General features: G+C 63.9%; 22 protein-coding genes. 4 read left to right on the top strand and 18 right to left on the bottom strand.

Features of this window, described 5'->3' with window-relative positions:
• Positions 1-13 precede the first annotated feature (13 nt).
• The gene (locus DIC66_RS13560; RefSeq protein WP_117178085.1) at positions 14-865 is read left to right on the top strand and encodes a Rossmann-like and DUF2520 domain-containing protein; all 852 of its coding nucleotides are present in this window, start codon (positions 14-16) and stop codon (positions 863-865) included.
• Here the strand turns inward: DIC66_RS13560 and DIC66_RS13555 are convergent.
• Complete coding sequence (locus DIC66_RS13555; RefSeq protein ID WP_158558910.1) at positions 784-1,569, bottom strand: phosphatase PAP2 family protein; 786 nt, start codon at positions 1,567-1,569, stop codon at positions 784-786. The genes DIC66_RS13560 and DIC66_RS13555 overlap by 82 nt on opposite strands.
• A gap of 10 nt (positions 1,570-1,579) precedes the next feature.
• On the bottom strand, positions 1,580-3,136 hold the full coding sequence (locus DIC66_RS13550; protein ID WP_158558909.1) for an ArnT family glycosyltransferase: 1,557 nt from the start codon (positions 3,134-3,136) through the stop codon (positions 1,580-1,582).
• Positions 3,137-3,213: 77 nt separating this feature from the next.
• On the opposite strand from DIC66_RS13550, the gene DIC66_RS13545 reads away from it, so the two are divergent.
• Complete coding sequence (locus DIC66_RS13545) at positions 3,214-3,405, top strand: 4-oxalocrotonate tautomerase (protein ID WP_117178081.1); 192 nt, start codon at positions 3,214-3,216, stop codon at positions 3,403-3,405.
• 70 nt (positions 3,406-3,475) lie between these two features.
• Entirely contained in the window at positions 3,476-4,258 is a 783-nt protein-coding gene (locus DIC66_RS13540; RefSeq protein ID WP_117178079.1) for a class II glutamine amidotransferase, read from the top strand.
• Positions 4,259-4,332: 74 nt separating this feature from the next.
• On the opposite strand, the gene DIC66_RS13535 is transcribed toward DIC66_RS13540, so the two are convergent.
• The 13 genes from DIC66_RS13535 to DIC66_RS13475 all read right to left on the bottom strand — a co-directional run bounded on the left by DIC66_RS13535 (position 4,333) and on the right by DIC66_RS13475 (position 19,103).
• The gene (locus DIC66_RS13535) at positions 4,333-4,788 is read right to left on the bottom strand and encodes a fasciclin domain-containing protein (RefSeq protein ID WP_117178263.1); all 456 of its coding nucleotides are present in this window, start codon (positions 4,786-4,788) and stop codon (positions 4,333-4,335) included.
• A gap of 191 nt (positions 4,789-4,979) precedes the next feature.
• Positions 4,980-5,936, bottom strand: coding sequence for a glutathione synthase (gshB, locus tag DIC66_RS13530; protein WP_117178077.1), 957 nt, complete (start codon positions 5,934-5,936; stop codon positions 4,980-4,982).
• 41 nt (positions 5,937-5,977) lie between these two features.
• On the bottom strand, positions 5,978-7,189 hold the full coding sequence (locus tag DIC66_RS13525; protein WP_117178075.1) for a benzoate/H(+) symporter BenE family transporter: 1,212 nt from the start codon (positions 7,187-7,189) through the stop codon (positions 5,978-5,980).
• 13 nt (positions 7,190-7,202) lie between these two features.
• A complete protein-coding gene (locus tag DIC66_RS13520; protein ID WP_117178073.1) occupies positions 7,203-9,071 on the bottom strand; it encodes a potassium transporter Kup in 1,869 nt (622 codons plus the stop codon).
• Positions 9,072-9,278: 207 nt separating this feature from the next.
• A complete protein-coding gene (gene gshA / locus DIC66_RS13515) occupies positions 9,279-10,568 on the bottom strand; it encodes a glutamate--cysteine ligase (protein WP_117178071.1) in 1,290 nt (429 codons plus the stop codon).
• A gap of 87 nt (positions 10,569-10,655) precedes the next feature.
• A complete protein-coding gene (locus DIC66_RS13510) occupies positions 10,656-11,936 on the bottom strand; it encodes a glutamate-5-semialdehyde dehydrogenase (protein WP_117178069.1) in 1,281 nt (426 codons plus the stop codon).
• Positions 11,937-11,969: 33 nt separating this feature from the next.
• Positions 11,970-13,058 (bottom strand): DNA polymerase III subunit delta, encoded by a 1,089-nt coding sequence (holA, locus tag DIC66_RS13505; RefSeq protein ID WP_117178067.1) that lies wholly within the window; start codon positions 13,056-13,058, stop codon positions 11,970-11,972.
• An 8-nt stretch (positions 13,059-13,066) separates the two neighbouring features.
• Complete coding sequence (locus tag DIC66_RS13500; protein ID WP_338052496.1) at positions 13,067-13,636, bottom strand: LPS-assembly lipoprotein LptE; 570 nt, start codon at positions 13,634-13,636, stop codon at positions 13,067-13,069.
• Positions 13,637-13,638: 2 nt separating this feature from the next.
• Positions 13,639-16,413 carry a leucine--tRNA ligase gene (gene leuS / locus DIC66_RS13495; protein WP_117178065.1) on the bottom strand — a complete coding sequence of 925 codons (2,775 nt, stop codon included), beginning with the start codon at positions 16,411-16,413 and terminating at the stop codon, positions 13,639-13,641.
• Positions 16,414-16,519: 106 nt separating this feature from the next.
• Complete coding sequence (locus tag DIC66_RS13490) at positions 16,520-16,948, bottom strand: ExbD/TolR family protein (RefSeq protein ID WP_117178063.1); 429 nt, start codon at positions 16,946-16,948, stop codon at positions 16,520-16,522.
• A 91-nt stretch (positions 16,949-17,039) separates the two neighbouring features.
• Positions 17,040-17,690, bottom strand: a complete 651-nt coding sequence (locus DIC66_RS13485) for a MotA/TolQ/ExbB proton channel family protein (RefSeq protein WP_117178061.1) — start codon at positions 17,688-17,690, stop codon at positions 17,040-17,042.
• A complete protein-coding gene (dapB, locus tag DIC66_RS13480; protein ID WP_117178059.1) occupies positions 17,687-18,490 on the bottom strand; it encodes a 4-hydroxy-tetrahydrodipicolinate reductase in 804 nt (267 codons plus the stop codon). The genes DIC66_RS13485 and dapB overlap by 4 nt, the downstream gene beginning before the upstream one ends.
• Positions 18,491-18,560: 70 nt before the next feature.
• On the bottom strand, positions 18,561-19,103 hold the full coding sequence (locus DIC66_RS13475) for an outer membrane protein assembly factor BamE (protein WP_117178057.1): 543 nt from the start codon (positions 19,101-19,103) through the stop codon (positions 18,561-18,563).
• Positions 19,104-19,201: 98 nt separating this feature from the next.
• Between DIC66_RS13475 and fur the strand changes: the two genes are divergently transcribed.
• Positions 19,202-19,630: a ferric iron uptake transcriptional regulator gene (gene fur / locus DIC66_RS13470; protein WP_117178055.1), complete on the top strand. Its 429-nt coding sequence runs from the start codon at positions 19,202-19,204 to the stop codon at positions 19,628-19,630.
• Between the two features lie 10 nt (positions 19,631-19,640).
• On the opposite strand, the gene hprK is transcribed toward fur, so the two are convergent.
• From hprK to hpf, 3 genes are all read right to left on the bottom strand, one after another.
• Positions 19,641-20,591, bottom strand: a complete 951-nt coding sequence (gene hprK / locus DIC66_RS13465; RefSeq protein ID WP_117178260.1) for an HPr(Ser) kinase/phosphatase — start codon at positions 20,589-20,591, stop codon at positions 19,641-19,643.
• Between the two features lie 25 nt (positions 20,592-20,616).
• The gene (locus tag DIC66_RS13460; protein WP_117178258.1) at positions 20,617-21,084 is read right to left on the bottom strand and encodes a PTS sugar transporter subunit IIA; all 468 of its coding nucleotides are present in this window, start codon (positions 21,082-21,084) and stop codon (positions 20,617-20,619) included.
• Between the two features lie 84 nt (positions 21,085-21,168).
• Entirely contained in the window at positions 21,169-21,498 is a 330-nt protein-coding gene (hpf, locus tag DIC66_RS13455; protein ID WP_117178053.1) for a ribosome hibernation-promoting factor, HPF/YfiA family, read from the bottom strand.
• Positions 21,499-21,587: the final 89 nt, after the last annotated feature.

The following is a 21,587-nucleotide window of genomic DNA, read 5'->3' as shown; positions in this document are numbered from 1 at the left end:
GGGAACTCGCACCATGCAAACCCTCAACATCATCGGCGCCGGACGCGTAGGCCAAACCCTGGGGCGCCTGTGGCACAGCCAAGGCGTCTTCGCTTTGCAGGATGTGCTGACCCAATCACCCGCCAGCGCGCAGGCCGCCTGCCACTTCATGGGCGCCGGCACACCGGTGACACAAGCTGCCCATATGCGTGCCGCCGATGTCTGGATGCTGGCCGTGCCGGACGCCCACATTGCAGCCACGGCACAGGCGCTGGCAGCACAGGCAGAGCAGCTACCGCCCGCCACCGTCTTCCACTGCAGCGGCGCGCAAAGCGCGGCCCTGCTGGCGCCGCTGGCAGCCAAGGGCTGGCAGACCGCCAGCGCCCACTGCATCCTCAGTTTTGCCTCGGCTCAGGCCGCCCTGCAGCAGTTCTCCGGCACGCCCTGCGCGCTGGAGGGCGATACCTTGGCCACGGCTCTGTTGCACCAGGCCTTCACGGCCATTGAGGCCCGCTGTTTTGCGGTGAAAAGCCAGGACAAGCTGCTCTACCACGCAGCCGCCGTATTCGCCACCAACTTCCTGCCGGTGCTGCAGAACGTGGCCGAAGAGGCCTGGACGGCCAGCGGTGTGCCCACCGATTTACTGCCGGGTTTGCGTGCCGCCCTGCTGAACAATGCGGTGGCCAACATCACGCGCCTGGGGCCACAAGGCGCGCTCACCGGCCCGGCCGCACGGGGCGACGTGGCAGCCATTGCCCAACAGGCCGCCGCCGTCACGCAATGGGATGCGCAGGCCGGTGCCGCCTACGAGGCCTTGAGCGCCCTGGCGCTGCGCATGGCAAAGGCCAGCACCGACAGCAGCGCCACGCCCGCCAGCAGCCGCTGAAGCGGCAGGTTCTCGGCAAAGTCCAGCTCCTCAGTCAGCAGAAAATACACCGCGCACAGCACCAGCAGCGCCAGCAGCCGCAGGCTCCAGTGCGACGCGTCCAGGCAGCGCGCAGGCAGGCTCGCCAGCAGCACGTTACCCAGCAGGCCGGCCAACAATCCCAAGCTGATGCCTACCGCCACATCGCCCGGCCAGTGCGCACCCACCGCAATGCGCGACAGACCCGCACCCAGCGCCAGCAGCAGAATCCACCCGTGCCGCTTGCGCTGCCGGGGCGTCAGGGCAAAGAAAATAGCGCTGGCCACAGCGAAGGCCGTGGTGGTGTGGCCCGAAGGCATGGAGACGTTGTGCAGCACCTCACCCACGATGCGCATCTGTGCGTTGTCCACCTCGGCCGCCGGGCGCGGGCTGACCAGATAGGCCTTGCCCACGCGGGCAAACACAATGGCAAAGGGCGCCGCACACACCCAGGCCCACATCAATCGCGGCGCGCAGCGCAGCAGCGGCGCTGTGACCGCCAGAACGCCCCAGCCATTGCCCAGCAAGGACAGCCCGGTCCACACCGGTGCGGCCACCGGCAGGCACAGCTGGTTGAGAAACACGAACATGCCCGGCTCCCAGACATGCAGCCACAGCGGCGCCGAGAGCACGAAGACCAGCAAGGGCAGCAGCCACAGGCGCGCCGGAAAGAGGGAAAAGGGCATGCTGCGCATATCAGGGTGTGGCCGTAGAACGGGCTGCATCCGCACCCGGCTGGAGAGGCATGGAGCGCAGGCGCGGCTGGGGCGCGCCGGACCAGCCGCTGCAGGCATAAAAATCGAAGCTGGAGACGGCATAGCCCAGGCGCTGAACCTCCTGGCGCTCCAGCCAGCTGCATTGGGCAAAGCCATGGGCACCCAGCGGGGTTTCATAGGGCAACTGCGACCAGTCCACCAGCAGCGCACTGCCCCCCGCGGCCAGCTTGCCGGCCCACAAGTCAAACTGGTCAAAGCCGTCGTGCAGCACATGCACCTTCAGGGGCCGCGCATACCAGCCGATGCGACTGGCCAGTGTCCAGTTTTGCACCGCCAGCGCGTCCAGGCCGTGCTGCACCGCCAGCGCTTGGGCGCGCTCTCCGGCGGCGTCCCAGCCATGCAGGTCGGCAAACGGGTTGGGCGCATTGCCGGCTTGGGCACTGGCTGCCTGGCCTTGCAGGAAGGGCATGCCGGCACTCACCATGGCAGCGGGCAGGGCCACGCAAGCAAGGGCCTGCAGCAGCACCAGGGCGCGCACCGCCCAAGGCTTGCCAGCAGCCCAGGTGCGCGCCAGGCCCACGCCGGCAAACGGTGCCAGCGCCACCCAGGCCGGTGCCGTCCAGTGCGGCAGGCTGGAGCCGCCACCGGACAGGTAAGCCAGCACCACAAAGGGAATCACAAAGAAAGCAAGCAGGCTGCGCTGCGCTGCAGTGGCAACCCGCAGGCCCTGCCAGCCCCACAGCAGCAGTGGTCCATAGGCCAGCAGTTGCAGCAGCCCAAAGCGCGCCACATTCAAACCCTGCCAGCCGCTGCCCGCGCCGTGCTTGGCCTGGTAGACAAACGAGACCCAGTGGTTCTGCGCATTCCAGATCGGAACCGGGCTGACGATGAGCAGCGCCAGCAGCGTACCCAGCCACAGGCCGGGCTGGCGCAACACCGCCATGCCATGCGCGCGCAGCAGGCACAGGGCCACGGCTGCGGCAGTGAAGATGGCGGTGTACTTGCTCAGGCCCGCCAGGCCCAGCAGGGCGCCCAGCAGCAGCCACTGGGACAGTGCCGGGGGCTGCGTGCGCTGCATCAGCCGCAGGGTCTGCAGCATGAGCGCAGCAGACCAGAACATCAGCAAGGTATCGGGCAACAGGCTGATGCCCAGGATGTGCATCAAGGGCGCCAGCAAGAGGCTGGCCACAGCCCAGAAACCGGCCTGCTCACTTGCTCCGCCAGGCGCTGCGGCCTGCAAGCGCCGGGCCAGGTGGTACACCAGCAGCAGGGTGCCCAGCCACAGCAGGCCCGGCACCAGGCGCAGCACCACGGTGGGCGCACCCAGGGCCACCAGTGGCCACTGCGCCCAGCCCACCAGGGGAGGATGGTCAAAGTAGCTCAGGGCGGGATGGGCGGCGTACAGCGCGTAGTGCGCCTCGTCCACCGAGAGGCCCAGCACCGCACCCAGCAGGGCATGCAGGCCAAACACCAGGGCCAGCAGCCAACGGGTGCCCGTGGGCAAGCGTTGCGCGTGCTGCAACAACGCGTCTGTCATGTGCATATTCGAATTCAGCGGGGGCAAAACAGGCAGTCCATCCATACAATGTCTGCAGTCTAACTGCCGAGCAAAACATGCCCACGTACCATATTGAAATGATTGAAGGCCGCACCATCGAGCAAAAGCGCAAGCTGGTGCAGGAGATCACGCGCATCACCGTCGAAGTGCTGGGCGGCTCCCCCGATTCGGTGGACATCCTGATCACCGACGTGAAACGCGAAAACTGGGCCACCGGAGGCAAGCTCTGGACCGAACCCAGAAGCTGAATGTCGCCCCCACGTTCGCGCACTGCGTGTCGCTCTCTGCCCTCACGCTGACCGGGAGTAAACTGAACGCATGTGCCAATTGCTAGGGATGAACAGTCGGCTGCCCGCCAGCCTGACCTTGAGCTTCACGGGGTTTTCGCAACGCGGGGGCTGCACCGACCACCATTCGGATGGCTGGGGCATCGCCTTCTTCGAGGCCGATGGCCAGACGCCGGGACGTGCGGCGCGGCACTTTGTCGACAAGGAGAGTGCCTCCACCTCGCCGATAGCGCAGATGCTGCGCAGCTACCCGATCAAAAGCCACAATGTCGTAGCCCACGTGCGCAAGGCCACGGTAGGCGCGGTGACGCTGGAGAACTGCCACCCCTTTGTGCGCGAACTGTGGGGCCGCTACTGGTTCTTTGCCCACAACGGCGACCTCAAGGACTTCAACCCGCCTTTGCATGGAGCCTTCAAGCCGGTAGGCAGCACCGACAGCGAGCTGGCGTTTTGCTGGCTGATGCAAGAGCTCAACAAGTCGCATGCCACGGTGCCCTCGGTGGAGGAACTCTCCCACACCCTGGCTGAACTGGCCCCCAAAATTGCCAGACACGGCACCTTCAATTTTCTGCTGAGCAACGGCCAGGCGCTGTGGGCGCACGCCAGCACCAAGCTGCACTATGTGCAGCGCCAGTACCCCTTCAATTCGGTGCATCTCAAGGACGAGGATGTCAGCATGGACCTGTCCGACTTCAACGGCCCCGAAGACCGGCTGGTGATTGTGGTGACCGAACCGCTCACCACCAACGAGGACTGGGTGGCCATGCAGCCCGGCGAACTGCGGGCTTTTTGCGACGGCGCCTTGCTGGTCTGAGGTGCTCAAAAAGCAAAAAAGCCAAGGCACCGGACTAGCCGGTGACTTGGCAGAACCGCTGGTTGCGACCCGGTTTACTTGGGCATGATGACGCTGTCGATGACGTGAATCACGCCATTGTCGGCCACGATGTCGGTCTTGATGACATGGGCTTTGTCCACCATGACACCACCCATGGTGCTGACAGTCAGCTCGGACCCCTGCACCGTCTTGACCTTGCCTGCCTTGACATCGGCGGCCATCACCTTGCCAGCCACCACGTGGTAGGTCAGCACCGCAGTGAGCTTGGCCTTGTCCTTGAGCAGGGCGTCCAGATCGGCCTTGGGTACCTTGGCAAAGGCTTCATCGGTGGGCGCAAACACGGTGAAGGGGCCAGGGCCCTTGAGTGTGTCAATCAGTCCCGCTGCCGTCAGGGCGGTTGCCAGTGTCTTGAAACTGCCGGCTGCCACGGCGGTGTCCACAATGTCCTTGGCCTGGGCAGACAACACCACGCCAAATGCCAGCAACGATGCAATAAGTGTCTTTTTCACAGAATTCTCCAATGGATACCAGATCCGTTAAAGCGCCAAAAATGTGACGCAAACGGATCATAGTTACCATTGAGTATCCATAAATACTGTGTGGTATATATGAAAACTAACCAGTTTAAATTTCAGACCGATTGGTTTTTCACACCTCACCAGGAACCGGCCTCGGACGCCGCCAAGGCCGCCCGAAGGCACTACACCAGCGGGTTCTGCAGCGCCGCCTCCAGCGCATCGATAAACATGGCGGGCACATCAAAGCCAGTCTGGTCGGTGATTTCCTGAAAGCAGGTGGGGCTGGTCACATTGATTTCGGTGAGGCTGTCACCAATCACATCCAGGCCCACCAGCAGCAGGCCGCGCGCGGCCAGGATCGGCCCCAGGGCTTCGGCAATGGCGCGGTCAGCGTCTGTGAGGGGCTGTGCCACGCCCTTGCCACCGGCGGCCAGGTTGCCGCGCACCTCGCCGCCCTGCGGTATGCGCGCCAGGCAAAAGGGCACGGGCTTGCCGCCAATCACCAGCACACGTTTGTCGCCGAATTCAATGGCGGGCAAAAACTTCTGCACCATGAGGGTCCGGGCGCCGTCGGCGTTCAGGGTTTCGGTGATGGCGCCCAGGTTCAGGCCGTCGTCTTTGACGCGGAAGATGCCGGTGCCGCCCATGCCGTCCAGAGGCTTCAGGATGATGTCGCGGTGCTCGGCGTGGAAGGCGCGTACGGCCTGCGGGTCGCGTGTGACCAACGTGGGGCCAATGAATTGCGGGAACTCCATGATGGCCAGCTTTTCCGGGTGGTCGCGCAGGGCGCGCGGGCGGTTGAAGACGCGCGCGCCCTCGCGTTCGGCCTGCTCCAGCAGATGCGTGGCGTAGAAGAACTCGCTGTCAAAGGGCGGGTCCTTGCGCATGATGATGGCGTCAAAGCTATGCAGGGCCACGGTCTCGGTGGCGCTGACCTCAAACCAGTTCTCTGCGTGGCCGGTCAGGCAGATGCGCTGCACCAGGGCCTGCACCACGCCGCCGCGCTGCCAGACGATGTGCCGGGGCTCGCAGGCCGCCACCGTGTGGCCGCGGCGCTGGGCCTCGCGCATCATGGAAAAGGTGGTGTCTTTGTGGATCTTGAACGAGTCCAGCGGGTCGGCGACAAACAGAATGTGCATGGTTCTTTACGTGTGAAACGCGGGGACTGGCCCCACGGAAGCTAAATGGTTTGGGGCTTGTGCCAGTGCTGCACGGCCAGCGCCAGTGCACCAGCCACCACACCCCAAAAGGCCGAGCCTACACCGGCCAGCGTGACCCCGCTGAGGGTGACCAAAAAGGTGATGGTGGCGGCCTCGCGGTCCTGCTCCTTGTCCAGCGCAACGCGCAAGCCCCCGGCAATGCTGCCCAAGAGGGCCAGGCCGGCAATGGCTGCCACCAGTTCCTTGGGGAAAGCCGTGAGCACGCCGATGATGGTGGCGCCAAACAGGCCCACCAGCACATAGATGGCGCCGCAGGACACGGCCGCCGTGTAGCGGCGCTTGGGATCGGCATGGGCCTCGGGCCCCATGCAGATGGCTGCCGTGATGGCACTCAGGTTCAGGGCAAAGGCACCAAAGGGCGCCAGCAGCAGGGTGCACAGGCCGCTGAGCGTGATGGTGGCCGAGATCGGGATGCCGGCATCGCCGCCATTGGCGCGTTGGTCACCAAAACCGGCAGCCCGGATGGCGGCCACCCCCGGCAGGTTTTGCGAGGCCATCGTAACGATGAACAGCGGCAGCGCCAGACTCACAAAGGCCGACACAGAAAACGCGGGCGACACCCACACCGGCGTGGTCAGGCCGTACTGGATGTCGGTGGCCACAAATCCATGGGTGAGCGCCACATAGCCCACGGCCAGCAGCAGGGTGAGCGGCACGGCATAGCGCGGCAGGAAGCGCTTGCCCGCCAAATAGGTGACCAGCATCAGCACCACCAGCGGCAGATTGGTTTGCGCGGCCGTGAAAGCCGACAGGCCAAAGCGCGCCAGCACACCGGCCAACAGGGCCGAGGCAATGGCCACCGGAATGCGGTCCATCAGGCGCTCGAACCAGCCGGTGGCACCCACCAGCACGATGAGGGCTGCGCACAGCATGAAGGCCCCCACGGCGTCGTGCATAGTGAAACCGCCGGCCACACCGGCACTGGCCAGCACCGCCGCACCGGGCGTGCTCCAGGCCACCATCACGGGCTTCTTCAACCACAGCGAGGGCACCAGGGTGCACAGACCCATACCCAGGCCGATGGCCCACATCCACGAGGCCATGACCGCCGGGGTGGCGCCAAAGGCAAGTGCGGCCTGGAAGACGATGGCAATCGAGCTGGTAAAGCCCACCAGCACGGCAACAAAGCCGGCGCTCAAGGCCGAGAGGCTCCAGTCCTTCAAGAACCGCATGCAGTGCTGGCCCCTAGATTTCGACCTTGCTGCCCAACTCCACCACGGCGTTGTTGGGCAGGTTCAGGAAGTCGGCCGCGGCGCTGGCATTGCGGTGCATTTGGGCAAAGAGCTTTTCACGCCAGGGCGCCATGCCCTCGCCCAGCGTGGGCACCACGGTGTCACGCGAGAGGAAGTAGCTGGTGGTCATGGCGTTCAAGTCGCAGCCACGCGCCTTGATGTGCTGCAGGGCCTTGGGCACGTCAGGATCGTTCTTGAAGCCGTAGTTGATCACCACCTGCCAGCAGTCGTGACCCAGGGAATCGATCTCGATGCGTTTGTCCAGGCCAATCCAGGGCGTCTCGTGGCTGCGCACGGTGACAAACAGGTTGTTGGCGTGCAGCACCTTGTTGTGCTTGAGGTTGTGCAACAGCGCATTGGGCACCGTGCCGACCTCGGCGGTCAGGAACACGGCCGTGCCATCCACGCGCGTGGGTGGACTGACAAACACGGCCTCCAGAAAGCTCGGCAGGTCGATGGCGTCGGCCTTGAGCTTCTGGTTCATCAGGCGCCGGCCGTCCTTCCAGGTCAGCATCAGGGTGAACACCACCCCACCAATCAGCAAGGGGAACCAGCCGCCGTCAAACAGCTTGAGCAGGTTGGAGGCCCAGAAGGCAAAGTCCACCACGAAGAAGAAACCGGTGGCGCCGATGCACAGCCACAGCGGGTACTTCCAGCCGTGGCGTATGACGTAGAAGGTCAGCACCGTGGTGATCAGCATGTCAGTACAGACCGCAATGCCGTAGGCCGCGGCCAGGTTGCTCGACGACTTGAACATCACCACCGCCAGGACAATGGTGACAAACAGGCCCCAGTTCACGAACGGCAGGTAGATCTGGCCCATGTCCTTGACGCTGGTGTGCATCACCTGCAGGCGCGGCAGATAGCCCAGCTGGATGATCTGCTTGGTGACCGAGAAGGCGCCCGAAATCAGGGCTTGCGAGGCAATCACCGTGGCCATGGTGGCCAGGATGACCAGCGGTATCAGCGCCCAGTCCGGCGCCATGTTGAAGAAAGGGTTCTTGACAGCCTCCGGATGGGTCAGCAGCAGGGCACCTTGGCCGAAATAGTTGAGCGTCAGGCAGGGCATGACAATGGAAAACCAGGCCACGCGGATCGGCTTCTTGCCAAAGTGGCCCATGTCGGCGTACAGGGCCTCGCCCCCGGTCACGCACAGCACCACGGCACCCAGAATGATGAAGGTGGTGCCGGGCTGCTTCCAGATAAAGCCCAGGGCGTAGGTGGGGCTGATGGCCCACAGGATGTCCGGATCCTCCATGATATGCACCACCCCGAGCGTGGCAATCGTGAGGAACCAGACCACGGTGATGGGCCCGAAGAACTTGCCAATACCCGCAGTGCCGCGCTTTTGCACTGCAAACAGGCAAAACAGGATCACCAGCGTGATGGGGATCACATACTTCTTGAAGGTTGGGGAAATCACCTCCAGGCCTTCCACGGCCGACAGCACCGAGATGGCCGGGGTAATGACGCCATCACCATAGAACAGGCAGGTGCCAAACACCCCTACCAGCAGCAGCACCCGGCGCAGCCTGGGCCGGTCTTTCACTGACTGCGAGGCCAGCGCCAGCATGGCCACCAGACCGCCCTCACCCTTGTTGTCGGCCCGCAGCACCAGCACCACGTACTTGAGGGAGACGATGACCGTCAGGGTCCAGAAGAAGATGGAAAGAATGCCGTAGACGTTTTCTTCGGTGAACGGCACATGGCCAGATCCGAAGACTTCCTTCATGGCATACAGCACGCTGGTGCCAATATCCCCATACACGACACCGATGGCGCCCAGGGTAAGCGCCGCTAGAGACGATTTTGATGCTGACACAAGTTATCCCGGCCCAGCGAGAGGCCGGAGTCCATTCCGTTCGGGAGCGCTATTTTGCGCCCGGTCAAGCTGGGGGCAACAGGCGCTGACGCATATATTTGACATGCCAAAACCGTGTTGCGGCGCAGCAACTGCCTTGCCCCCACCCCTGCGAAGTGCTATGGGGACGCGCCACACCAGTAGAAGCTGACCCGGGGGCCAGGCGCCTTAATCGTACTTTTCTGCCTGCGGGTCGGTAGCTTCGAGTTCGTAGCTGGCTGCCAGCATGGCCAGGCGGCCAATCACGCCATACATATAGAAACGGTTGGGTGCGCTGGCACCGGGACGCACACCGAGCTGGGGCAGATGGGTGCTCTGGTCAAAGGCCAGTGGCACATAGGCGGAACCCGGCGCATTCAGGTCTTCGTCAATGCCACGCTCGGCGTGGATGCGGTAGAAGCCGCCGACCACATAGCGGTCCATCATGTAGACCACCGGTTCGGCCACGGCGGCGTTCATGCGCTCCAGGGTCAGCACACCTTCCTGCAGGATCAGCTCCTGCACGCCCTGGAACGGGCTGCCCGCCGCACCATGTGCTTTTTTGGCCAGGGCATTCACATCCTTGGCATCACGCACCGACATCAATCCTGCACTGCCGCCCAGGTTGTCGGCCTTGACCACCACAAAGGCGCGCTCCTTGATGCCGTATTCCTTGTACTTCTTCTTCACCTTGGCCAGCAGGGTCTCCACCCGGGCGGTGAGCGCTTCCAGGCCTTCGTCGGTGCCCAGGTCCACGCCGCCGCAGCGGTCAAACATGGGGTTGATCAGCCAGGGGTCCACGCCGATGAGCTTGCCAAAGCGCTTGGCCACTTCTTCGTAGGTCTTGAAATGGGTGCTGCGCCGGCGCGTGCTCCAGCTGGCGTGCAGGGGTGGCAGCAGGTACTGCTCGCTCAGGTCTTCCAGAATGCCGGGCACCCCGGCCACCAGGTCGTTGTTGAGCAGGATGGTGCAGGGGTCAAAGTCTTTCACGCCCACGCGGCCACGGGTGCGTATCACCGGCTCCAGGACCAGGGTATCGCCATCGGGCAGCTTGAAGGTGGTGCTTTTCTTCACCTCCGGGCTGATGGAGCCAAAGCGCACGTTGAGACCGGCCATATGGAAGATGCGCGCCATCTGCTGCAGGTTGGCGAGATAGAAGGTGTTGCCCAGGTCGTTTTCCGGAATGATGAGCAGGTTGCGCGCTTCCGGGCAGATCTTCTCGATGGCCGCCATGGCGGCCTGCACCGCCAGGGGCAGCATGGCAGGCGTGAGGTTGTTCCAGCCGCGCGGATAGAGGTCGGTATCCACGGGTGCGAGCTTGAAACCCGCGTTGCGCACATCCACCGAGCAGTAAAACGGCGGCGTGTGCTCCATCCACTCCAGACGGAACCAGCGTTCGATGGCGGGCATGGAGTCCAGCACGCGCTGCTCCAGCTCGTTGATGGGGCCAGTCAGGGCGGTGACGAGGTGCGGGACCATGCGGGAACTTTCAAAAATGCGTTGTTATGGATGTAGCAACACCCTTAGATGGAGCCCGCCGGGCCGGATTCAAGCGCTGTGCACAAACTATTGCCGCACTTCGCCGTCGCCCAGCACCACGTACTTGAGCGAGGTCAGGCCCTCAATGCCCACCGGGCCGCGGGCGTGGAACTTGTCGGTGCTGATGCCGATCTCGGCGCCCAGCCCGTATTCAAAGCCGTCGGCAAAGCGGGTGCTGGTGTTGACCATCACGCTGGCCGAGTCCACCTCGCGCAGAAAGCGCTGGGCGTGCATGTGGTCGCGCGTGAGGATGGCGTCGGTGTGGTGGCTGGAATAGCGGTTGATGTGGGCAATCGCCTCGTCCAGGCCCGACACCACCTTCACGCTGATGATGGGTGCCAGGTACTCCTCGGACCAATCCTGCTCGCTGGCGTCCGTCAGCTGGGCACCCGGCACCGCTTGCAGAATCGCCCGGCCCTCAGGGCAGACGCGCATCTCCACGCCCTTGTCGGCGTACACCCGGCCTATCAGTGGCAAAAATTCAGCCGCCACGCCGCGCGCCACCAGCAGGCCTTCGGCAGCATTGCAGGGGCTGTACTTGTTGGTCTTGGCGTTGTCGGCCACCTTGACAGCCATGGCGATGTCGCAGGGGTCGTCCACATAGACATGGCAGTTGCCGTCCAGGTGCTTGATGACCGGCACCTTGGCATCACGGCTGATGCGCTCAATCAGGCCCTTGCCACCGCGCGGGATGATCACGTCCACATACTGTGGCATGGTGATGAGCTGGCCCACCACCTCGCGGTCGGTGGTCTGCACCAGCTGCACCGCGTCGGCGGGCAGGCCGCTGTCACTCAGGGCCTGCTGCACCAGGCGGGCCAGCGCCTTGTTGGAATCAATGGCCTCCGAGCCGCCGCGCAGGATGCAGGCATTGCCGCTCTTGATGGACAGGCTGGCGGCCTCTATCGTCACGTTGGGGCGGCTCTCGAAGATCATGCCGAACACGCCAATGGGCACCCGCATCTGGCCCACGCGGATGCCGCTGGGCTGCTGCTTCATGCCAATGATTTCACCGATCACATCGGCCATGGCGGCCAGCTGCTCGCAGCCCTGGGCACAGGTTTCCAGCACTTTGGGGCTCAGCTTGAGGCGGTCCACCATGGGCGCGGACAAACCGGCAGCCACGGCGCGCTCCAGGTCTTTGGCATTGTCCAGCTGCAGGGCCTCTGTGTTGTCACGCAGCAGGGTGGCCAGGCGGCGCAGGGCCTTGTTGCGGGACGCGGTGGAGGCAGCCGCCATGTGGCATGCGGCAGCCTTGGCCTGCAAACCCAGGGTTTGGGTGTATTCGGAGATATTGAGCGCATTCATGCGGGGATTTTCGCAGAACGCCACGGGCTTGGCTCAAATGCGGGGTTTGGATACCGCCCCACCCGTGGCACACAGGCCGCACAGCTGCAGCGCCAGCCGATGCAGGGCCTGCCAGCCACTGGCAGGCCAGTCGGGTTGCTTGAGGCCTTTGACAATGCCGTCCACCAGGTGTGCGGACTGCAGCAGCTCCGCCAGGGCTGCACTGGAGAGGCGCGGCAATACGCGCTCGAACAGGCGCTCCTTGTTGCCCCAGATGCGGTTTTCGCGCAGGGCCATCGGCAGGGGGCGGCCCTGGCCAATAGCGTCTTTCACGCGCTTGAGGGCACGAATGTCCTCTGCCAGGGTGTAGTGCACCAGCACCTCGGCCTCGCCCTCGGCCTGCAACCCGTCCAGCATGCGCTGCACCCGCTCGGGGTTGCCCGCCAGCACGGATTCGGAGAGCTTGAAGACGTCGTAGCGCGCCACGTTGAGCACCGCGCTCTCGATCTGCTCAAAAGTCAGCACGCCGCCGTGCAAGTCGGCCGGAAACAGCAGGGCCAGCTTCTGGATTTCCTGGTGCGCGGCCAGCAGGTTGCCCTCCACCCGGTCGGCAAAAAACTGCAAGCTGCGCTGCCCGGCCTCACCCGGCTCCACGCGCAGGCCCAAAGCAGAGAGGCGCTGGGCAATCCATTGCGGCAAGGCACTGCGCTCCACTGGCTGCACTTCCAGGGTGATGCCAAAACTCTCCAGCGCCGAGAACCAGGCGCCGGACTTGCCCATCTTGTCCATGCGCGGCAGCAGCACAATGGTCAGCACCTCGGCGTTCTCGCGCGAGGCCTCGGCCAACTGCTGCAGGGCCACGCTGCCGTCCTTGCCGGGCTTGCCGCTGGGGATGCGGATCTCGATGATCTGCTTGTCGGCAAACAGGCTCATGGAGCCGCCGGCTGCCAGCACGGCACTCCAGTCAAAGTGCGCGCCCGACACGGTGTGCGAGGAGCGCTCGCTAAAGCCCTGGCTGCGCGCATGCAAGCGGATGGCGTCCAGCGCCTCCTGCTGCAGCAGCGGCTCGTCGCCATGCAGGGTGTACAGGCTTTTGAGCCCGCGCTGCAGGTGGTTGGCCAGTTGAGCCGCAGAGATTTGCATGGGCCGCTTTATTCGGGTGCTGGGGACGGCAGAGGCGGCACAGGTGCCGCGGGCAATGCGGACGCCTGGCCTGGCATCTTGAAGGCCCCCAGGCGGCGCAGCAACTGTTGCACGATGTCGGCCTGCATGTCGCGGTACAGCAGCACCTCTTCGGCCTCCTTGGCCAGCACGGCGGATTCGTTGAAGCTGATGCTGCGGCGCTGCTCGATTACCGACGGCGCGATCAGCTCGACGCCCTTGGCGGTGCGCAGTTTGAAGTTGACGCGCATGCGCAATTCGAACTCGCGCACCTGGCCGGAGGCGTTCACACCCACCACCAATTTCTCGCGCCCTTCCTGCAGGATGTCCAGAATCACTTCGGGCAATTCACCACCGGCACCCGGCGCCACCGGCCGCACGATGTCACCCAGGTAACGCGCCAGGTCTCCGGCCACGCCACCTGATTTTTCCGGCGTGACCGCTATGGTGGAAAAGGGCAGCGGCTGGCTGGTGCGCAGCTTGAAGCCGCAGCCTGCCAGCGTGGCCAAAGCCACTGGCAGGGCCAGCATCGCCAGCAGGGAGCGTCGCTGCAAGGCCATGGCTAAACCACCACGTTGACCAGACGGCCCGGCACCACGATCACCTTCTTGGCTTTGGCGCCGGCCGCGTGGCTGATGAAGATGGGGCTGGCCAGGGCGGCGGCTTCAATCGCGGCCTTGTCAGCGGTGGCAGCCACCACGATGGCGCCGCGCAGCTTGCCGTTGATCTGCAACACCAGTTCGATCTCGTCCTGCACCAGTGCGGTGGCATCCACCTGCGGCCAGGGCGCATCCAGCAGATCGCCCAGTTGCGCGGCATAGCCCAACTCGGACCACAAGGTGTGGGCCAGGTGGGGTGTGGCCGGGTACAGGCAGCGTAGCAAAATGCCAAAGCCTTCACGCAGCGCGGCCTGTAAGCCCGCCGACTCCAATGCCTTGGAGTCGAGCGTGGGGGCGTAGCTCTCCAGGGCGTTGATCATCTTCATGGTGCCGGAGACCACCGTGTTGTACTGCATGCGCTGGTAGTCGTAGTCCACCTGGCGCAGCACGGTATGCATCTCCAGGCGCAGCGCTTTGGCTTCCTTGCCAAAGGCCACTTCCTGCAGGCTGCCGGCCTTTGCCACCTCGGCGTTGGCGGCCGCGAAGTCCATGGTGGAGAGCTTGTGGCCGAAGTTCCAGACCCGGCGCAGAAAGCGGTAGCTGCCTTCCACGGCCGCGTCGTTCCACTCCAGCGTGGCCTCAGGTGGTGCTGTGAACATGGTGTAGAGGCGCGCGGTGTCGGCACCATAGCGCTCGATCAGGTCCTGCGGATCCACACCGTTGTTCTTGGACTTGGACATGGTGCCCACGCCCTCGTAGTCAATCGCCGTGCCCGCGGGCAGGTCGCCGACCTGCTTGGTCAGCTTGGCGCCTACCACCTTGCCAGTGGCGTCCAGCACGTGCTCCACATCGGCCGGCCAGAAGTATTCCTTGCCGCCCTTGTCGCCCTTGCGGGAGTAGATGTGGTTGAGCACCATGCCCTGTGTGAGCAGCTTGGTGAAGGGCTCATCCACGCTCACCAGGCCCATGTCGCGCATCACCTTGGTCCAGAAGCGCGCATACAGCAGGTGCAGGATGGCGTGCTCGATGCCGCCTATGTACTGGTCCATGCCGCTGCCGCCAGTGGCCTTGGTTTGGTCGCGCATCCAGTAGGCGGTGCCCTCGGCCACCATGCTGTCGGTGTTCTTGGGGTCGCAGTAGCGCATGTAGTACCAGGAGCTGTCCACAAAGGTGTCCATGGTGTCGGTTTCGCGGCGGGCACTCTTGCCACACACCGGGCAGACCACGCCGGCGTGAAAGCCCACGTGCTTGTGCAGCGGGTTGCCCGAGCCATCGGGCACGCAGTCCTGCGGCAGCACCACAGGCAGGTCTTTTTCCGGCACGGGCACGGCACCGTGCTCTTCGCAATGGATGATGGGGATGGGCGTGCCCCAGTAGCGCTGGCGGCTCACGCCCCAGTCGCGCAGGCGCCAGGTGGTCTTCTTCTCGCCCAGGCCGTGGGCGTGCAGGGCGGCGGCCACGGCATCCACCGCGTCCTTGCAGGACAGTCCGCTGTAGACGTCGGAGTTGACGGTCACGCCGCGCTGCTTGTCGCCATACCAATCCTGCCAGTGGTCGTGGTCGTAGGTCAGGCCGTCGATGTGCACCACGTCATGGATGGGGATGCCGTATTTCTTGGCAAAGGCAAAGTCGCGCTCGTCGTGCGCGGGCACGCCCATGACGGCGCCGTCGCCATAGCCCATCAGCACATAGTTGCCCACCCACACATCCACCAGGCGGTGCGAGAGCGGATGCATGACCTGCAGGCCCGTGGGCATGCCCAGCTTTTCCTTGACTGCGAGCTCGGCCTCGGTGGTGCCACCGGCCTTGCACTCTTCAATGAAGGCGGCCAACTGCGGATTGGTTTGCGCGGCGTGCGTGGCCAGCGGATGCTCGGGTGCCACGGCGCAGAAGGTCACGCCCATGATGGTGTCGGCACGGGTGGTGAACACATACATCCGTCCGTCGCCGATCAGGGACTTGTCGGCGCCCTGGATGGTGTGGGTGAAGGCAAAGCGCACGCCCTCGCTTTTGCCGATCCAGTTTTCCTGCATCAGGCGCACTCGGTCGGGCCAGCCGTTCAGCGTGGCCTTGTCGTTGCCCAACTGCACATGGTCCAGCAGTTCCTGGGCGTAGTCGGTGATCTTGAGGTAGTAGCCGGGGATCTCGCGCTTTTCCACGGTGGCGCCGGTGCGCCAGCCTTTGCCGTCAATCACCTGCTCGTTGGCGAGCACGGTCATGTCCACCGGGTCCCAGTTGACGATCTGGGTCTTGCGGTAGGCAATGCCTTTTTCCAACATCTTCAGAAACAGCCACTGGTTCCACTTGTAGTACTGCGGATCACAGGTGGCGACCTCGCGGCTCCAGTCCACCGCCAGGCCCATGGCCTGCATCTGCTTCTTCATGTAGGCAATGTTCTCGTACGTCCATTGCGCTGGCGGCACCTTGTTCTTGAGTGCGGCGTTTTCAGCAGGCAGGCCGAAGGCGTCCCAGCCCATGGGCATGAGCACGTTGTAGCTGTTCATGCGCAGGTAGCGCGTGAGCATGTCGTTGATGGTGTAGTTGCGCACATGGCCCATGTGCAGCTTGCCGCTGGGGTAAGGCAGCATGGAGCAGGCATAGAACTTCTTGCGCGGCTGGCCCTTGGCGTCCAGCGCGTTTTCCACCACCTGGTAGGCATTGCGCCCGCTCCACAAGGGTTGGGCCCAATGGGCCTGGGCGGCTTTTTCTACGTCGGTGTGCTGGTATTTGTCTTGCATGGGTGTGGCTTGGGCCGCGTGGCCTGAAAAGAGGTGCTTGCAGCGATTTTAGGCGCTGCAGGAGGCAGTGCCGGGGCAGAAGCCCGGGAGCGTGTGCGGCAGGGAATCAGGGCTTGGCCGCTGGCGGCGCATCGGCCACAAAACCGATGCGGCTCAAACCCGCCTTTTGCGCCAGGCCCATGACTTCCACCACGCGGCCATAGGGCACGGTGGTGTCGGCACGCAGGCGCACTTCGGCGTCTGCATTGGCCCGTGCGGTGCTGGCCAGCAGATTGGCCAGGGCCTCACTGTTTTGCACCACGTCGGCCACGTAGACCTGGCCGCTGCGGTCAATGCTGAGTTCCACAAACTTCGGCGCGGCGGAGGCACTGGTGCCCGCGGCCTTGGGCAGATCGACCTTGACCGAGCTGACCATCAGCGGCGCGGTGATGATGAAGATCACCAGCAGCACCAGCATCACGTCGATCAGCGGCGTCATGTTGATGTCGCTCATGGGCGTGGAGCCCTGCGAACGCTCAAGCCTGCCGAAGCTCATATGGCTATGGCCCCCACGCTCCACCGCTGCGCGGGTCGCTGCCCCCCGAGGGGGCGAATTTCCCTTGGGGCGGCCCGGCGGGAAATTGCCATCATGGCTTCGCTGCAGTCAAAAGCAGCTCACGCAGATCGCGCGCAAAGCCTTCCAGGTCGGCTTCGATGCGGCCTATGAAGCGACCCAGGATGTTGTAGCCCAGCACGGCGGGGATGGCCACGGCCAGACCGGCTGCGGTCATGATGAGCGCCTCACCCACCGGGCCGGAGATCTTGTCGATGCTGACCTGGCCCGCACCGGCAATGCCCATGAGCGCATGGTAAATACCCCAGACCGTGCCCAGCAGGCCCACAAAGGGAGCCGTGGAGCCTACGGTGGCCAAGAGCACCTGCCCGGCCTGCAGCTTGTGCAGCACGCCATGCAGGGCATCGCGCAGCACGCGGGTGAGTTGCTGGGACTTGTCGCCCGCAGCGCCCAGATGGCCCGCAGGGGTTTTGGCCAGAGCGGCTTCCACCAGGGGCAGCAGCAGGGCTTCGCGGTCCAGGGCGCGCACCACCGTCAGGCCGTCTTCCAGCGACGCAGCCTGCCAGAAGGCCATGGTGCTGCGCCCCATATCGGCGCTGGCACGTTTGAGCAGCCAGCCCTTCCAGAGCAGCACCACCCAACTGCCCACCGACATCATCAGCAGCAGCAAGGCCACTGCCGTGCCCACGGCATCGCGATGGCCCAAAAAGTCAGCGGGATTCATTTCAGACCCAGGACGTCGAACATGTCGAACAACCCGCTGGTCTTGCCACCCAGAAAGCGCACGGCGCGCAGGCTGCCCTGGGCGTAGGTGGCGCGGCTGGAGGACTTGTGGCTGATCTCGATGCGCTCGCCGATGCCGGCAAACAGCACGGTGTGGTCACCCACAATATCGCCGCCGCGAATGGTGGCAAAGCCGATGCTGGAGGGATCGCGCTCGCCGGTCACGCCTTCACGGGCATAGACGGCGCAGTCCTTGAGGTCGCGCCCCAGGGCGTCGGCAATGACCTCGCCCATTTTGAGGGCCGTGCCGGACGGTGCATCGACCTTGTGGCGGTGATGCGCCTCGACGATTTCAATGTCGTAGCCGGTGGACAGGGCTTTGGCCGCCATCTCCAGCAGCTTGAGCGTGACGTTCACACCCACACTCATATTGGGCGCCATCATGATGGCAATGTGCTGAGCAGCCTCAGTGATCTCGGCCTTTTGCGCTTCGGTAAAACCGGTGGTGCCAATCACCATGGCCACGCCCAGTTCGCGACACACCTTCAGGTGGGCCAGCGTGCCTTCGGGGCGGGTGAAGTCGATCAGCACCTGGCTCTGGGCCAGGCCCGCGCGCAAATCGGCGGTGATCAGGGTGCCGGTGGGCTGGCCGGACTGCGCGCCGGCGTCCTTGCCAATGGCCGGGCTGCCTGCTATGTCCAGGGCACCGGTGAGCGTGCAATCGTCGGATGCCCGAATGGCATCCACGAGCATCTGCCCCATACGGCCGGACGCACCGGCAACTGCGATTCTGTGGGTCATGTTCCCAATCCTGTCAAAACGTGTCGTGGGTGCCAATCAAAGGGCGAAAGGGCGAATATGCAGCGAACGCTTATTTGCTCAGTGGCTCAAGCGGCGGATAGTCGGCAGACGCCCTGGAGGCCGTGGGGGCCACCGGTTCGGGCTTGGCAGCGGGCGGGAATTTCTTCAGGCTTTCTGCGGACGCCTCCATGGGGGGCAGCTTGCCCTCGGTGGGCATGGATTTGAGTGTGGCCACGAACTCGGCTTCGGTGGGCAAATCATCGGCTTCAAAGTGGTCCAGGGCATCGCCCTTGAAGAACAGCGTAACCCGGCGCTCCTGCGAAGGCGAACCCTGGCGCCTGAAGGTAAACACATAGTCCCAGCGGTCGGCATGGAACACACTGGTCAGCAAAGGTGTGCCCAGGATGTCCTTGACCACTGCGCGTGGCATGCCGGTCTTCAATGCGGCAACCTGCTCACGGGTAACCACATTGCCCTGGACGCGGTCGAAGCGGTAGGGGGAAATGGTGTCCAGCAAGCTCTTGGATGCCGGAGTGCTGGAGCACGCCGAAAGCCCGGCCGTCAGCAAAGCCAAGGCCAGCAAGGGCAGACGCAATCGAGGGGTATCAAGCATGGATGTGGGACTGAGCGATATGATCGGACCATTGTAGCGGCTGGGCCTTTGCCGGGCATACCGGACCTTTAGCCGCCCGAGCGGCGTGACCAGACACCATGACCAACATCGACGAACTCAAAAGCACCGGACTCAAGGCCACCATACCGCGCCTGAAAATCCTGGAAGTGTTCCAGCGCGGCAAGCAGCGCCACATGACGGCCGAGGACGTGTACCGCGTGCTGCTGGAAGACAACTCGGACGTGGGCCTGGCCACGGTGTACCGCGTGCTGACCCAGTTCGAGCAGGCCAGCATCCTGCTGCGCAGCCATTTCGAGAGCGGCAAGGCGGTGTACGAACTTGACGAAGGCCAGCACCACGACCATCTGGTGTGCCTGGACTGCGGCCGGGTGGAAGAGTTCTTTGATGCCGAAATTGAAAAGCGCCAGCACGCAGTGGCCAAAGCCAAGGGCTTCGCCATCGCAGACCACGCACTCAGCTTGTACGCGCATTGCACACGCGACGCGTGCCCGCACCGAAACGCGTGAAAAGCTTTTATTAGTTTCCGTTAGCCATCGCGTTGCGGTGGCGCTCGACAAATTCCTGGTAGGTGTCGATGCCGCGCAACTGCAGAATGGTGTTGCGCACCGCCGCCTCCACCAGCACGGCGATATTGCGACCGGCCACCACCTGAATCACCACCTTGCGTACCGGCACGCCCAGCACGTCCTGCGTGAGCGGCTCGTAGGGGATGCGCTCGTATTCGCGCTCCAGGGTTTCGCGGCGCACCAGATGCACGATGAGCTTGAGGCGCATCTTGCGTCGCACGGCGGTCTCGCCAAAGATGGCGCGTATGTCCAGCAGGCCAATGCCGCGTACTTCCAGCAGGTTTTGCAGCAGCTCGGGGCAGCGACCCTCAATGGTGGTCTGGTTGATGCGGTACAGGTCCACCGCGTCGTCGGCCACCAGGCCGTTGCCGCGGGAAATCAACTCCAGGCCCAGCTCGCTTTTGCCCAGGCCCGACTCGCCGGTGATCATCACACCCAGGCCCAGAATGTCGATGAACACGCCGTGCATGGAGCTGCGGTCGGCAAAGTGCTTGGACAGGTAGGCACGCAGCACGTCGATCACAAAGGCCGAGGACTCGTGCGTGGAAAACATCGGAATCTGCGCGCGCTCGCACATGGACAGCAGGGCCTGCGGCGCCACCTGGCCATCAGCCAGCACCAGAACCGGCGGCTCCAGGGTGACGATGCGGGCAATGCGCCGGGCGCAGTCTTCAGGCGGCGCGTTGGTGATGTAGGCAACCTCGCGCTCACCCAGAATTTGCACGCGGTAGGGGTGGATGTAGTTGAGGTAACCGACCAGGTCGGCACCGGAACGGGCGGCGCGTACGGCCACCTCGTCAAAGCGGCGCTCGGACGCGCCCAGGCCAGCCACCCATTCCCAGCGCAGCGTGCCGCGGAATTCTTCAAACAGGACGTCGGCGCTGACTACGGTGGGTTTCACAGGGCAGTCTGTGGAGGCGAAGGGCTCAGGCCACGCGCGCCGAATGCCATCCGGCAATCAGCCCATGCAGCGCCAGGGAATCGGTGCACTGGGTCATCTGGTCGCGCAGGGAGGCGTCGCTCAGCAGCTCGGCGATCTCGGACAGGATTTCCAGATGCTTTTGCGTTGCAGCCTCGGGCACCAGCAAAAAAATCAGCAGGTTGACCGCTTGGTCATCCGGCGCATCAAAACCGATGGGCTGGGCCAGATGGAACACGGCCGCCAGAGGCGCCTTGAGTCCTTTGATGCGTCCATGGGGAATGGCTACACCATGTCCCAAGCCGGTCGAGCCCAGACGCTCGCGGGAGAACAGGCTGTCGGTCACCAGGGCGCGGCTCAGGCCGTGCTGGTTCTCGAACAACAAGCCTGCTTCCTCAAAAGCGCGTTTCTTGCTGGTGACTTCCACTTGGGCGCAGACTTGCGCGGGAGGCAGGATTCGGGAGAGTTGGTTCATGGTGGTTGAGGCGATTATGCACATAAAAAAACCGCCCTGCAGGGGGCGGTTTTGGTGCAAGGAAGGAGCCAATCCGGCCCGGCGCTACATCAGGCGCTTGGGTGCCTCATGGTGGTGGTTTTGTACACGGTCCTTGTGGCGCACCACCTGGCGGTCCAGTTTGTCGACCAGTTCATCCACTGCAGCATACAAATCCTGGTGCGAGCATTCGGCAAACATGTCGCTGCCCTTCACGTGGATATTGCATTCGGCTCGTTGACGCCTTTCCTTTTCCTTCTGCTTTTCTACCGTGAGTAGCACTTTGACATCCACCACCTGATCAAAGTGTCGCATGATGCGATCCAGTTTGGTCGTCACATACGTACGCAGGGCCGGGGTAACCTCAAGGTGATGACCGCTGATCGTCAAATTCATATCTAACCTCCAGTTGCTCTCAGGGTTGAAGAAGCGCTCGCAGAACGCGAAACGCAGGGGAAAAAAGTCTGTTTCAATTGCATGGCGTT

Origin of the sequence: Rhodoferax lacus (assembly GCF_003415675.1) — a bacterium.
In the GTDB taxonomy this organism is placed as follows: Bacteria; Pseudomonadota; Gammaproteobacteria; order Burkholderiales; family Burkholderiaceae_C; genus Allorhodoferax; species Allorhodoferax lacus.
Note: the sequence above shows the minus strand (reverse complement) of the source record. Positions and strands in the feature narration are given on the sequence as shown.